General features: G+C 33.3%; 8 protein-coding genes. 6 read left to right on the forward strand and 2 right to left on the reverse strand.

What is annotated here, in order from left to right; translation table 11 throughout:
• Window positions 1–177: 177 nt before the first annotated feature.
• On the reverse strand, window positions 178–1326 hold the full coding sequence (gene lptF, locus M4Z11_RS02735) for an LPS export ABC transporter permease LptF (protein WP_249675917.1): 1149 nt from the start codon (window positions 1324–1326) through the stop codon (window positions 178–180).
• A 762-nt stretch (window positions 1327–2088) separates the two neighbouring features.
• Here lptF and M4Z11_RS02740 point away from each other — a divergent pair.
• Together M4Z11_RS02740 and M4Z11_RS02745 are read left to right on the forward strand one after the other, a co-directional pair.
• Window positions 2089–2538 (forward strand): DNA polymerase III subunit chi, encoded by a 450-nt coding sequence (locus M4Z11_RS02740; protein ID WP_249675918.1) that lies wholly within the window; start codon window positions 2089–2091, stop codon window positions 2536–2538.
• Window positions 2539–2693: 155 nt separating this feature from the next.
• On the forward strand, window positions 2694–2975 hold the full coding sequence (locus tag M4Z11_RS02745; protein ID WP_249675920.1) for a hypothetical protein: 282 nt from the start codon (window positions 2694–2696) through the stop codon (window positions 2973–2975).
• On the opposite strand, the gene M4Z11_RS02750 is transcribed toward M4Z11_RS02745, so the two are convergent.
• Window positions 2950–4239, reverse strand: a complete 1290-nt coding sequence (locus M4Z11_RS02750) for an MFS transporter (RefSeq protein ID WP_249675923.1) — start codon at window positions 4237–4239, stop codon at window positions 2950–2952. The genes M4Z11_RS02745 and M4Z11_RS02750 overlap by 26 nt on opposite strands.
• Before the next feature lie 528 nt (window positions 4240–4767).
• On the opposite strand from M4Z11_RS02750, the gene M4Z11_RS02755 reads away from it, so the two are divergent.
• From M4Z11_RS02755 to bafA (M4Z11_RS02770), 4 genes are all read left to right on the forward strand, one after another.
• Complete coding sequence (locus M4Z11_RS02755; protein ID WP_249675925.1) at window positions 4768–6642, forward strand: BID domain-containing T4SS effector; 1875 nt, start codon at window positions 4768–4770, stop codon at window positions 6640–6642.
• Window positions 6643–7391: 749 nt separating this feature from the next.
• Window positions 7392–9776 carry a BafA family autotransporter gene (bafA, locus tag M4Z11_RS02760; RefSeq protein WP_249675928.1) on the forward strand — a complete coding sequence of 795 codons (2385 nt, stop codon included), beginning with the start codon at window positions 7392–7394 and terminating at the stop codon, window positions 9774–9776.
• A 406-nt stretch (window positions 9777–10182) separates the two neighbouring features.
• On the forward strand, window positions 10183–12888 hold the full coding sequence (bafA, locus tag M4Z11_RS02765) for a BafA family autotransporter (RefSeq protein ID WP_283772494.1): 2706 nt from the start codon (window positions 10183–10185) through the stop codon (window positions 12886–12888).
• A 90-nt stretch (window positions 12889–12978) separates the two neighbouring features.
• Window positions 12979–14946 (forward strand): BafA family autotransporter, encoded by a 1968-nt coding sequence (bafA, locus tag M4Z11_RS02770; RefSeq protein WP_249675932.1) that lies wholly within the window; start codon window positions 12979–12981, stop codon window positions 14944–14946.
• Window positions 14947–15016: the final 70 nt, after the last annotated feature.

Consider the following 15016-nt stretch of genomic DNA (forward strand, 5'->3'; position numbering starts at 1 on the left):
TATCAGTGTTATTTGTAGAAAATTCTATGTTATAATAAAGTACGCGTCACACTGAGCTTGAAGATAGAAAAATGAATAGTAGGAAACACAGCTATTATTAATCATTTCCATATTGATATACTATCATTAATGTGAGTTATGATGCAGTTTGAATAAAAGAAAAGTTATCTCTGTAAATCAATTCTTTGTAATTTTTTGAAAAATTATTTGAATAACATTATTGAATTTTTCAAGGACACCAATTTTATGGTCTGTTATCAGTATAAAAAAGGTTAATAAGCATATTCCTATTGGAATGATATAAAGTAGTGGAATATAAGAGGGGTTATTTTCTGTTTTCTGTGCAAAAAAATATCCTAACCAATAAATCAATAAGGAAAAAGTAATTGTAGAAAAAGTTGCAGATATATGCGCTTGTCGATATGAGTGTGCATTTCCTGCTATGGCTATTGCAATTAATGCAAAAACAATAGGATAGAGACATTCCGTGAAACGACGATGGAATTCAGCTCTATATTGAAACGGTTTTCGTTGATAATGAGGATCATTTGGATTGGGGTTGGATAAATAAGAAAGAGGGCGATCTTTAGGATAAATATTAGGTGTTTTCTTATTGGGAATAAATTCGCTTAGACTAAAAGTATGGGAGCTAAATTTGATAATTGAAACATTATCATTTTTATAATCAATTCTTTCTATTTCGCCATCATTGAGGATTAAAAAATTACCTTTTTTATTGTTAACAATAGCTCCTTTTGTTGCATAGTAAAAAAGCCCAAGCTGAGGATTGCGCTGATCAGCAATGAAAAGACGGCCAATGGTTCCATTTGCATTTCGTTCACCAATTTCTATGTAAAGATTTTTAGTTAATTCTTGGAAGCTACCCTCACGAATGAAAAGACTAATAAGATCAGAATGAGCATTTGCTAACATTTGTCTCATATTAAGACGTGCATGAGGGGCAATAAAATTAGTAATGGAAAAGGAAGCAAATGAAGCCAGAATTGCTAAAAGAAGAATTGGCTTCCAAACAATATTTTTGGATATGCCTGAGGCGCTGATAACAGCTAATTCTGTGTCTTGATTCATTGTCGACAGGATGATTGTAATTGCAATAACTAATGCGAATGGTATAACAAGAGAAGTGACAGAAGGAATTAATAGAGATGAAAAATATAAAATTGTTAAAAACGTTTGTCCACTTGTTGTAAGAAAATTGATTCGTGCAAGAATTTGTACAGTCCAACTGATGCCAATTGCTCCAAGCATCACAGCACTAAAAAGAATAAAAATGCGTTTTAATATATATAATTCAAGAATCCGCATAGAATAGATGTTATCCTCAGTTTTCACTTCAAAATAGATATTCTATAATGCGTTAAATTTAAGCATATAATCGAAATTTAAAGATTGTTTCTATGTGCGTATGCTTGTTTCTCATTAGCAATAGAAGATGATTAACTTATCTTAAATATGGTTAGCCTCATACAGGCAATTCATTTATTATTTTGAATAATAAGTTTTCAACAGAATAATATTTTTCAGTCTTTCTTATTTTGAATTAACAAGGTGTTTTATGTATGCATTACGTAACTAGACTGGTATATGAATAAAATCGTTTGAGAAAAGAATCAAGGCATTTTGTATGAAATATTTAAATGCAAGGAAATTATAATATCAGGAATTAGTAAATATAATGGTGATGTTGGCTTGTTATTCTATAAACATAGCATTATTCTGAGGTTTTTTTACATTTGTAGATATTTTAGAGAAATGGGATTAAGTGCAAGTAAAAATTCCTCTTTAAAAGTTATATGAATTAGCTGCATCAAATGATATGCAGCTCTATGTGAAAGAAGCAATTCTATTAAAAAATGCAAAAAGAAAAGCTATGATTGCAGTTACATAGTCATCTTATTTTCTGGCTTATATGAGAATAATATGATTTTATAAATATCAATATATGATATTATTTTTTGAGAATATAATTATTAAAATAAAACGAGATTTTCAACTCTAACTTACTTTATTGTATTAAAATACTGAAGACCTAATAGTGCGTTATAATGAAAAGTATTGAGGATTAAAATGGTTGATATTCTTTTCTATCATTTAACGAAGTCAACTTTAAAAGATACTTTGCCTGTGTTGGTGGAGCGTGCATTGAAGCGTTTTGGTAGAATAACAATACAATGTATAAGTAAAGAACAATGCAATTTTATAGATACTTGTTTATGGGTTTATTCTGATGAATCATTTATTGGGCATGGGACAGAATATGATAACTATCCAGATTTGCAGCCTGTATTTCTTACTACAGGACAAGAAAATCCAAATGATTCAAAAGTGCGTTTTCTTATAGAGGGCGCTGTTTGTTCAGATATTGATATTTATCAACGACTTGTGATTATGTTTGATGGTCATAATGATGCACAATTGAATCTTATTCGTGAGCAGTGGAAAAACTATAAAACAAAAAATTATAATTTAACTTATTGGCAGCAGACTGAAGATCATCGTTGGGAACAGCAGGTTTGAGGTATAGGATATCTTTATTTTGTTTTTTTCAGTATTGAGCTCTCATAAATCAGAGCTCTTGGTTGGGAAATAATCAGGTTGAATTTTTCTTATGATTTTTATTTTAGGGGTGACAAAAATATAGCCTAAGATTAAAATATTCAATTGGAATGATAATGATATTTGACCGAGTTTTACTTATTCTATGGGCTGTAATATTAGCTTTTTTTTGTGTTTCATGGTTGGGAACAACAAATATTCTATCGCAGATATTTTCTGCCTCTCATATTAATACTATGATTATTGATATCTTATTCTTTTTCCTTTGTGCATTATTTGCTGGAATATTATGGTGGACTTTACCTAGACCGATGCCCTTAAAAATAAAATTAGCGGCATCTCTGCCGCTAATATTAGTTTCATTATATTGTTTTAGTGTGATATCTCTTCATCTGTAAAGCTAATAAAGCAAACGAGTGAGATAAAAGAAGATAAGAAGAGATAATAACTAATATAAGAAGTACTAAAATGTTGTACTAGATATTCTGCAATATAAGGTGCAATAGCTGCGCCTAAAATACCAGCTAAATTAAAGGTTATAGAAACACCACTATATCGAACTTCTGTTGGATATGCTGATGAAAGAACCGCACCAATCTGACTGTACGTCATTCCCATTAAAGATAAACCAATAACAGACATTGCACAAATACCTAAAATTCCATTATCGAAGAAGTAAGGAATTGCAAAGGAATAAATACAGGTAGCTATTGTAACCCAAATCATCAAACTTCTGCGTTTAATATGATTAGCAATTTTTCCTGTAAGAATAGTAAAAATACCAAAAAAAACAGCACCGATCATTTCTACTTGAAGTGCTTCATTAAATGATAATTGCAGATGATTTGTTGAATAACTTAGCAAGTAAGTCGTAACCAGGTAAAATAGCACAAGAGCTGTCATGCTAGAAAATGTACCAAGAAACAAAATCCGTGGGTGTTTGAAGAATACATCTAGTACAGGTATTTGGGAGGTTTTTTCGTGGCCGACATTTTTTTTGAATTCAATTGTTTCATTGATCGACATACGAATCCATAATCCTAAAATAATGAAGACAATTGAGCCAACAAAAGGAATACGCCATCCCCATGAAAAAAGTTGCTCTTCATCAAGCGCATGCCATAATGCTAAATAAACTATAATAGATACACATAAACCGATTGGAGCGCCTAATTGCGGAAATATTGCATACCAACTACGTTTTTCTGGGGGAGCATTTTCTGTTGCAAGTAACACAGCTCCTCCCCATTCTCCTCCTAATCCGATTCCTTGTCCAAAACGACACACTGTTAAAAGGAAAGGCGCAAACCATCCAGCTGTTTCATAAGTAGGTAAAATACCAATAATAACTGTTGAAATACCCATTGTTAGAAGAGAGGCAATGAGTGTTATTTTTCGTCCAATTTTATCACCAAAGTGTCCAAAAATAACTGATCCTATAGGGCGTGATAGGAAAGCGACACCAAAAATAAGGAAGGATTGCAAAATAGCGAGCTGTTCATTTTGAGATGGGAAAAATAATCGAGGAAATATGAGAGCTGCGGCAGTTGAAAAAGCATAAAAGTCAAAATATTCTATTGTTGTGCCGATAAAACTCGCGAATAAAATTCGACCAGGTGAAGATTCTCGGTTAGTGCTGCATTTTTCTATGCTTCTAGACATGGATAAAAAGTTCCTTTATATGTGAAATTAAATTACAAAGTTTACAATTATAAAAAATTCATATCAGTATCGAATCATTAGCCTTGTTGATTTTTTATGCTGCGAATTCTAAATTAAACAGAAATAAAAAACTACATGTTCGCATAAAAAATACACATTTACGTAAAATATGCGTTGCCTTTGCTAATCGAATTTGTAATTACATTTTGATATTTTCAATGAGTATAAAATCCGTATAATAATAAGTCAAGAATGTATAATGTTGTTGACTTTATTGTATTTTTTATTTGAATATATTATTATTTTTAATAATTCAAAAAATCAAAATGTTTAAATTAGTATGAATTGGTAGTTACTAGCTTTAGTATTTTTGTCAAGCTTTGAGAATTTGTACCTAGTTATTTAGTATTAGTAGAAGGAGAGTTTAGAGTTTTATGATGATTTTCTAAAGTAGTGTGTAAAAGTGTGGCGTTTTAGGTGAAACTTGAAGAGAGAGAGTTTTTTAATTTTTTAATAAGGAGCTAATAAGTGTTTAAAAGAAAGATACAGAAACAGGAAGCTTCAAAATATGCGTCTGATTATGCTATACCTCAAAGTCTAATAAAAAAGCGTCGTGAAACAATTAATTTAGTGATTAGTGCGTGTATAATTGAAGGATATACTCTTAATTCTAAAACTTTAGATATTTTAGAGAAATATGCGAATGGAGATTATTCACTAAAGCAGTTTAATACTCATATGGATCGTTCTGTGGAAAAAGTAAAGGTGGTGCGAAAGAAATATTCAAACCATGATGTTTATACTTCTAATGGAGTGCCGATAAATAAATATGGAATAACAGATACAGTTGCTTTTCGTGAAAGAAGTGCACATGATATAGCGAAAGCAATTATTAATCTCTCTTGTGAAGAGGCACCAAAACAATTTGATTCCTCTTATCTAAAATGTCTTCATAAGCGCTTATGTGGGAATATATTTGAGTGGGCTGGGTGGATTCGCAACGAGATTCCATTTAATGAGAGTGTAATAAACGACGAGCTGGTACTAATGGGAGAATCGAGATCTGTAAACAGTAATGAAATTCAAGAAAGTTTAAAAAAAATTGACAAAATTCTTTCTGAGAAGAATAATCTGAGAGAGTTACCATGCGAAGAATTTTTTCATAATGCAGCAAGAATCTTTTCTTTGCTTAATGATATATGTCCTTTTATCGGTGGGAATGAATGTACGAAACTGGTGTTTTTTGATGAGCTTGCTAAAGCTGCTAATTATAAACTTGACTTTTCAGTTATAACAAAAGAACGCATGGAATTTGTCAGCAATGCTGCAAAAACTTTAGAAGGTGACATAGGTGATCTAGCTCCTATGGAACATTTGTTTGAAGATGTTTCTGATCCAAACAAAGTGTGTATGCTGAAAGAGTTTATCAGAAATAATAAGTGTAAAGATATTGAAAATCAGATTATTGTAGCTCCTCGTAAAGATATAGTTTATAGTGGTATCTATAGAGGCCATAGTCCAAATTCCATTCTAGTTGAAACGGGAGATGTGTGTGTCGTATGCCACAAAGATTATTTAATGCCAGAAGAATTAAAAACATTAAAATTAGGTGATAAAATATCTTTTAAAGCTGTAATACCTAAGGCTCTTGAAGACTTGTTCATTCCAGAAGGAATATTAGTCTCTTTGACGAAAAAAGAACTTATTAAAAGAGTTAAAAAAGATTTTTCTGTTCAAAGAAGCTACGAAAATGTTAAGTATTATTCAAAACTTGTTTATAATAATTCGGAAATCTTGAAAGAAAAGATGGAATTGATTGATGAATTTGCATGTTTTGATAAGCAGCTTGCGAAGCAGCTTGCGAAGCAGCTTGCGAAGCAAATTACGGAAGCTCCTCAATCTATTTTTATGCTTGCAGGTGTTGAGATATTTGGTATGAGCAATTTCAGGCGCAAAAAAGCTGAAGAATCTTGTGGTAAACTTAGTTATGCAATTAAGCAATATACAGATAATGTAATATACACTAGAGATGCAATCTTACAACAACACGAAGCACAAAATAGTATTAAAAGGAAAGCGGTAACAATGCCCAGTAAGGAAATGCAAGATGTTTTAAATTTGCCAGAAAATATGCGGCGAAAAATATTTGACAATTCTTGTTCATTACAGCAGGAGATTTGTAGTTTTGTAAGTAAAGTCATGAGCCGTCTTTCATTTAACGAGTATCAAGCACTTCATAATAATAATTATGAAAAACTCTCTCAAGATTTGGGCGTGTCAGTGAATAAAGCAGAGAAAATTACAAACATTTTTAAAGCGAGTGAGAAAATGTATATGGAAATTAGAGGTTTCAGAATTAATCACTCAGAAAGTATGGCTATAGCTAGCTCAGTTAAATTGTAAGTTATTGCATCTTTCTAAAAATTTTTGCTTTATTTATAAGTAAAGCGGAAGATTTTTTTGCGATTGAATGTAGTGAAAAAGTGAATGGGTAGGCTTGTATTTTATTGAATGAAATTACCAATTCTATTAGTGTTTAGCAGTTTTCATAAGTTTTGCAGACGCATATTTAAAGGATATAGTTGAGATTTTGCGAAGGTAGTTTAGTTATAGCCTATTCTGTATTAATTTATAGTGGATTTGCTAATTTGTTGTATTTTTGTCTCATATCATTTCAAAAATCAGATTAGAGCTTTATGCAGAATTTTTTTATTCAGATCAGAATGGTGATAATTTTCTGAGAGTGATAGAAAATATCTTCTGATATAAGTCGCATATTGATTTATTCGTGTTGGATGGATTATTACTAATCGTACTAGTAAAAGCCTTATTTTGAAGTTGTCTACACTAATTATGTTGTAGAAGAATTCAGAATAGCATGTTGAAATTGCTATTAAAAGTTCTCATTTCTGATTTTTATGTGCGTGGATTTTTTACTTAATAATAAAATGAATAATTAATGTTTTAAAAAAATATCAAATGTATATCGTTTAATTCTGAATAATGTTTCTTCAAAAGATGAAGCAATAGCTATTAAAGGTCTGTATACTTTACACTTTTTATAAATTTTGATGGGTTCTGGTTGAAATGTAATTTTGCAGAACTATTTACTCCCATTAGTTTGTCCAAGACGGAATAATAAGGATGTAGTTATGCAATATAAGTGGAAGTTAGGTTATTGGATACTTATGATCAGTAGCTCTTTTGTGGGAGTTGCGAATGCAGATAAGAATGAAATGCAGAGATTTGATAGCAGTTATAGTGGTAATGTTGTTTATGATCAGGATGAGAAAGAAAAAAATACTGAGATTGTTAGAAAAGATGAAGTTGCTGTTATTCAAGATGGAGCAGTTTTAAAAAATTTTCTAATAGATAATGATATTAAAATCTATGTTGGAAATGATGGTAAGCAAGATAATCCAGGTCAGTCTATCGATAACATAGTTAGAAATTCTGGAAGGCTTTATATTTATGCAGGTGGTTTGAGTAAAGGTACTAAAATTGAAAATGGCGGTGTTGAAAATATTATGGCTTTCAACGGTAAACAAGGTTTTTCAAGGAATGCTATTATTTATAAAGGTGGACAACAACAGGTTAAGGATGGAGGAAAAGCAGAGGAAACGAAAATTTATGGTGGTAAACAGTTTATTTACGGGGAAGGTAATGTTGGAGGCCAAATAACAAAAAGTTCTGCTAATGGTACTATCATTTATGGTCAAGGTGATATACTAGGAGAACAGAATGTATATGAAGGCGGTGTGGTATGGAATGCGAAAGTGATGGAAGGGGGAATACAAAATCTTTATGCAAGGGATAACGGAGAGGGAGGTACTGCAGTAAATACTGAAATTTTTAGGGATGGCATACAGCGCGTTTTCGCAGAAGGTGTAGCCATCACCGTTGCTTTACATGATAATGCTGTCCAAGAGATATATAAGGGTGGTTATGTATACGATCTAACTATTAATGATCATGCGAGTTCATGGGCATATGCTGGTGCAATGTTAGAAGGAAATACAACAATTAATGATTCTGGAAAGTTTTTGCTTTATGCTGGTGATGAAAAAGATCAATCTACAGTAGAAAACTTTATTTTAAATGGAAAAGATACAGAATTATTTGTTATTAGTGCACGTGATGAAGACAGCGCTTTGATTAAGAAATTAAGTGGTAAGGGAACTGTTAGTTTTATCCTTGATCAGGCTCAAGCACGTTATTCTCGTCTTCATATTGAGAACCTTTCTGGTGAATTAGGAAGTTTACATTTTAGATTTAATACCAGTATTGCAGAGGATCGTGGTGATTACCTTTTGATTGATAAGGGTGATGGTAATCACATGATAAGCGTTGTTGATTCAGGTGCTGAAATTACCACTCCTCTTTCACAACAACGTGATTTGGTTACCGATAAAAGTGCAGGAGCTCATTTTACTCTAGCAGATTTTTCTGGAGCAAAAATTAATGCTGTTGATGGTGGCACTTATATGTATAGTTTGAAACAAAGAGAAGATGGTTCTGAAAAGATTTGGTATTTAGCAGCAGATCATTTTGATAAGCCGAATCCTCCAGTTCCAGACCCAGATCCAAATCCAGATAAAGAGCCAAAACCAACACCAACTCCATCTACAACACCATCGACAGATGCAGTTTTGTCTTTGGCGGTAGCTCCTGAACTTGTTTTTAATAATGAGTTGCAAAGTTTGCGTTTTGGAAGAGGTCTTTTAGGAAAGAACAAGAAGAATACAGCTTTCTGGACATATGGGATCAAGGGTCGAGATCGTTTAGCTACAGATCATACGCATTTTAGACTTGGTCAGACTGGTGTAATATTAGGTGTTGATTGGTTGAAAGAACTAATGAATGGGGATTTTTATATTGGTGGTTTTGGAAGTTATGATCAAGCGCGTATTACCCATGCACGAGGTGGTATCAGTAGTATGGATGCTTACAGTGTTGGAGCTTACGCGACTTATTTTGATAATCAAGGATGGTATTTAGATAGCGTTTTGAAATATAATTATTATATCAATAATTTAAAGACTATTTCAACGAATGGTTTGGGTGTTCAAGGTGATTATAATCAATGGGCTATAGGTACCTCATTTGAGGCAGGTTATCATTTTGATGTAGCGCCAGATACCTGGATACAGCCTTATACTCAATTCACAGGAATACGTGTTTCAGGTCAGGAAGTAAAACTTTCTAATCAGATGACCGGTGATGTGGATAGCTCTATTTCGTTACGCAGTGAAGTTGGATTATCTGTAGGTCATAAGTTTAATTTAAATAGTGATACTCACTTAATGACTTATATAACAGCAGCTTGGTTGCGTGAACATATAGATAGCAATCATACGATAATTAATAAGCAACATAAGTTTACCACTGATTTGTCTAGGGATACAGGTAAATTAGGAGTTGGTTTGAATAGCTTTGTTGGTGAAAACTTATCGCTTTACGCTGAAACTCATTATCTTAAAGGACAGAAGGTAGAACAGTCCCTTCAAGGTGTTGTAGGATTACGCTATAGTTTCTAAAATCTAGCTGTGTTTTGTTTTCTGATCATTTTGTAATTATATTTTATAAGCCAGATATTAATGATCAGAAAACTCTTTGTGAGAGAATATAAATATTGGATGTTTTTGCAATTTAATATACAATACCAATCTTTTATTAATTAAATTCATTTTGATTATTTGTATCACACATAGTGTGCATATATTTTTCTCTTTAATTTTTCAGTAGTTCCGATAATCTAATATAATTTTGTCATTATATCTCTTTGTTAGATATTATTATATTGTAATGTAAAACACATTATGATATATATAAAACACATTATGATATATAAAACGAGCTATTTGATAGTCAGGGGGTATTAATCTAGCTTTTGATGATGGAGTGTAGATCGTGCAATATTATAAATTAAGTTTTTCAGTATTAATGGTCAGTACTTTTTTCATACAAAGTGTGAATGCGCGGGAACAAATGCAGGAGATGTCTGATGAATCTTTGGATTTAAGTGAAACAATAAGAGATTTCTCCTCTATGTTTATCAATGGAAAGGTATTGAAAAACTCTTCGAGTGTTACTCAAGGTATCAGTATGCATACTAAAATTGAAGAGGGTGGTCTTGAGATGGTTGACAATAATGGAGCTTCAATGAGTGCCATTGTTTCTAAAGGGGGGAAACAGGTGATTACGCGTGCAGCTACTGCAATATCAACTCGAGTTGATGGTGGTTCGCAGTTTGTTTTTGAAGAAACCCCTAGAAATCTTGGTACAGAATCTAAGCGAAGTAGTGCTTATGATGCTATAATTGTTGGTACAAATGGAAATAGTGGGCAACAAAATGTGTATGATGGTGGGGAAGCGTGGAATACAAAAGTCATGGAAGGGGGAATACAATATCTTTATAAAGGAAAAACAGCAAAAGGTGGTTTTGCATCAAATACTGAAGTTTCTTCGAATGGTAAACAGCTTGTTTTAGCAGGGGGTGAAGCTTCAGGAGTTACTTTGAAGGATAAAGCTCTTCAAGTAGTGTATCCTGATGGGACAGTAAAAAATTTAACAATTCAAGATCAAGCGCAGTCATGGGTGCATGTTGGTGCAAATTTAACGGGGGCCATAAGGGTCAATGGTCAAGGGCATCTTCATTTTTATGCTGGTGATAATATAAGTTATATTACAAAAGAGGATATTATTCTCGAAGGGCGAAGTACTGAAAAATTATTTTCTGTCGGTGCACGGAATGGCAACCGTAATTCTGATATTGAGATTGAGGATTTAGGTGGTAATGGTGGAACAATAGGTTTTTCTTCTGTTGAATATGATAAACGTCATTCTAAACTTTATATTAAAAAGCTTTCAGGAAATTTAAATTTCAATTTTAATATTAGTGATGTAGGGGAGGGAAGCGATTATATATTCATTAAAAATGGCTCAGGTAAGCATACAATAAGTGTTGCCGATTCTGGTCGTGAAATTGCAACTTTTTTTTCGCAAAGTCATGGTCGTATTGCTGAGATCAATTTAGTTACTGATACAAGTGAAAATGGAGAAGCGAGTTTCACTTTGGTAAATAGTGCAGGTGAGTCAATTAGCGCTATCGATGGCGGAGCTTATATGTACACTTTACAACAGAGAAACAAAAGTGGAAATTGGAAGGTTTGGTCTTTGTCTGCAGATACCGGTCAATCTCGTTATATAAGTCCCCCTCCTAAACGGTTAATTCAAAAACCAGTTCTAAATTTTCCATCTACTTCTAATGGTAAATCGGATAAAAGTAAACTAAAAAATAACAAAAATTCTCGTCAACATTCAGAGACTCGGTCTCGCCCTCCCCGGCATGTGAGACAGTCTGAGCAGAGTTCTCTAGCACTTAGTTCGGGAGAGGCACAGACTTCTTTATATAAGGAGTATCAAAATGATGAGGCAAAAAGTCGAAAACGTATCTTACAGTCTCATGATAGTGGTGATGGGGGGACGTATAGTTATCCGGTGTTGAGTGGTTCTCCAATCTTAGATTCAAAGAAATTGAAAATTCCTGATATTGAAGTGATTCCATATGAATTGGGACAACAGATTGATGTTAATGAAGAGATTCCAGCTTACTCAAGTCGTTTGTATCTAAAAGAAGATACTAGTTTAGAAGATCAAGAAAGTTCCCCACAATTAATGAATCAAGATGATGAGGAACAGTTTCCAATATTAGACTCGATATCTACTGCTCTATCTACTACTCCATCGACAGATGCGTTGCTATCCTTGTCGGTAGCTCCTGAGCTTATTTTTAAAAATGAGTTGCAAAGTTTGCGTGCTGGAAGAGGTTTTTTAGGAAGAAATAAAAAGAGTGCTTCTTTATGGACATATGGGATTAAGAGTAAAGAAAATCTTTCTACAGATCATACAAATTTTAAGTTGGATCAAACTGGTATAATTTTAGGAATTGATGGGTTAAACGATTTAATGAACGGGCAACTTTATATTGGTGGTTTTGGAAGTTATGACCAATCAGATATTGCTCATGCACGAGGTGGTATTAGTCGTATAAATACTTATGGCGTTGGGGCTTATGCAGCTTATTTTAGTGATCGCGGTTGGTATTTAGATAGCATTTTGAAATATAACTATTATCAGAATAATTTGAAGGCTATTTCGACGAATGGTTTAAATATCAAAGGAGATTATAATCAGAAGGCGATAGGTACTTCATTTGAAGTAGGGCGCCATGTTAAGTTAGCACAAGATACTTGGGTTCAACCTTATGCTCAATTAATTTGGTTAAAAGTTGAGGGTAAAGAAGTAAAGCTTTCCAATGAAATGATAGGTAATATTAGTCCATATACTTCGTTGCGTAGCGAAATTGGGATATCTATAGGGCATGAATTGAATTTAGGTACTCCTGGTCAGATGATGACTTATCTAACAACAGCTTGGTTGCATGAATATATAGATAACAATCATACAATAATTAATAAGCGGCATAAATTTAATACTGATTTATCTGGTAATGCTGGTAAATTTGGTGTTGGTTTGAATAGTTTTGTTAGTGAGAATTTGAATTTTTATGTTGAAGCTCATTATCTCAGAGGGAAGAAGACAAAGCAATCACTTCAGGGTGTTTTAGGATTGCGTTATAGTTTTTAAACAAGAATAGCCTCATTCTCTATTTTGAGATGTTTTCTCGTGATGATTGAGGCTACTTAATTCATTAATTTTGATAGTAGAGTTTGAATAATGCGCTATAAATTAGTTTCTGGAATGTTAGTAATGAATATTTCTCTTGTACAAGCTGCTTCATTTAATTCTAATATGGATATAGAAAGGCAGGGGCAAGTATTATTATCTGCACCTTCAAATGATCTAAAAACTTTCCCTTATGGTCAAGGTTATATAAGGGGAGAACAGAATGTATATGAAGGCGGTGTGGTATGGAATGCGAAAGTGATGGAAGGGGGAATACAAAATCTTTATGCAAGGGATAACGGAGAGGGAGGTACTGCAGTAAATACTGAAATTTTTAGGGATGGCATACAGCGCGTTTTCGCAGAAGGTGTAGCCATCACCGTTGCTTTACATGATAATGCTGTCCAAGAGATATATAAGGGTGGTTATGTATACGATCTAACTATTAATGATCATGCGAGTTCATGGGCATATGCTGGTGCAATGTTAGAAGGAAATACAACAATTAATGATTCTGGAAAGTTTTTGCTTTATGCTGGTGATGAAAAAGATCAATCTACAGTAGAAAACTTTATTTTAAATGGAAAAGATACAGAATTATTTGTTATTAGTGCACGTGATGAAGACAGCGCTTTGATTAAGAAATTAAGTGGTAAGGGAACTGTTAGTTTTATCCTTGATCAGGCTCAAGCACGTTATTCTCGTCTTCATATTGAGAACCTTTCTGGTGAATTAGGAAGTTTACATTTTAGATTTAATACCAGTATTGCAGAGGATCGTGGTGATTACCTTTTGATTGATAAGGGTGATGGTAATCACATGATAAGCGTTGTTGATTCAGGTGCTGAAATTACCACTCCTCTTTCACAACAACGTGATTTGGTTACCGATAAAAGTGCAGGAGCTCATTTTACTCTAGCAGATTTTTCTGGAGCAAAAATTAATGCTGTTGATGGTGGCACTTATATGTATAGTTTGAAACAAAGAGAAGATGGTTCTGAAAAGATTTGGTATTTAGCAGCAGATCATTTTGATAAGCCGAATCCTCCAGTTCCAGACCCAGATCCAAATCCAGATAAAGAGCCAAAACCAACACCAACTCCATCTACAACACCATCGACAGATGCAGTTTTGTCTTTGGCGGTAGCTCCTGAACTTGTTTTTAATAATGAGTTGCAAAGTTTGCGTTTTGGAAGAGGTCTTTTAGGAAAGAACAAGAAGAATACAGCTTTCTGGACATATGGGATCAAGGGTCGAGATCGTTTAGCTACAGATCATACGCATTTTAGACTTGGTCAGACTGGTGTAATATTAGGTGTTGATTGGTTGAAAGAACTAATGAATGGGGATTTTTATATTGGTGGTTTTGGAAGTTATGATCAAGCGCGTATTACCCATGCACGAGGTGGTATCAGTAGTATGGATGCTTACAGTGTTGGAGCTTACGCGACTTATTTTGATAATCAAGGATGGTATTTAGATAGCGTTTTGAAATATAATTATTATATCAATAATTTAAAGACTATTTCAACGAATGGTTTGGGTGTTCAAGGTGATTATAATCAATGGGCTATAGGTACCTCATTTGAGGCAGGTTATCATTTTGATGTAGCGCCAGATACCTGGATACAGCCTTATACTCAATTCACAGGAATACGTGTTTCAGGTCAGGAAGTAAAACTTTCTAATCAGATGACCGGTGATGTGGATAGCTCTATTTCGTTACGCAGTGAAGTTGGATTATCTGTAGGTCATAAGTTTAATTTAAATAGTGATACTCACTTAATGACTTATATAACAGCAGCTTGGTTGCGTGAACATATAGATAGCAATCATACGATAATTAATAAGCAACATAAGTTTACCACTGATTTGTCTAGGGATACAGGTAAATTAGGAGTTGGTTTGAATAGCTTTGTTGGTGAAAACTTATCGCTTTACGCTGAAACTCATTATCTTAAAGGACAGAAGGTAGAACAGTCCCTTCAAGGTGTTGTAGGATTACGCTATAGTTTCTAAAATCTAGCTGTGTTTTGTTTTCTATTGTGTGAGAAGTTTTTAAAGGTCTTTTTTATGGAAGCTATTATTC

This window comes from Bartonella bilalgolemi (genome assembly GCF_023500045.1).
GTDB classification, from domain to species: domain Bacteria; phylum Pseudomonadota; class Alphaproteobacteria; order Rhizobiales; family Rhizobiaceae; genus Bartonella; species Bartonella bilalgolemii.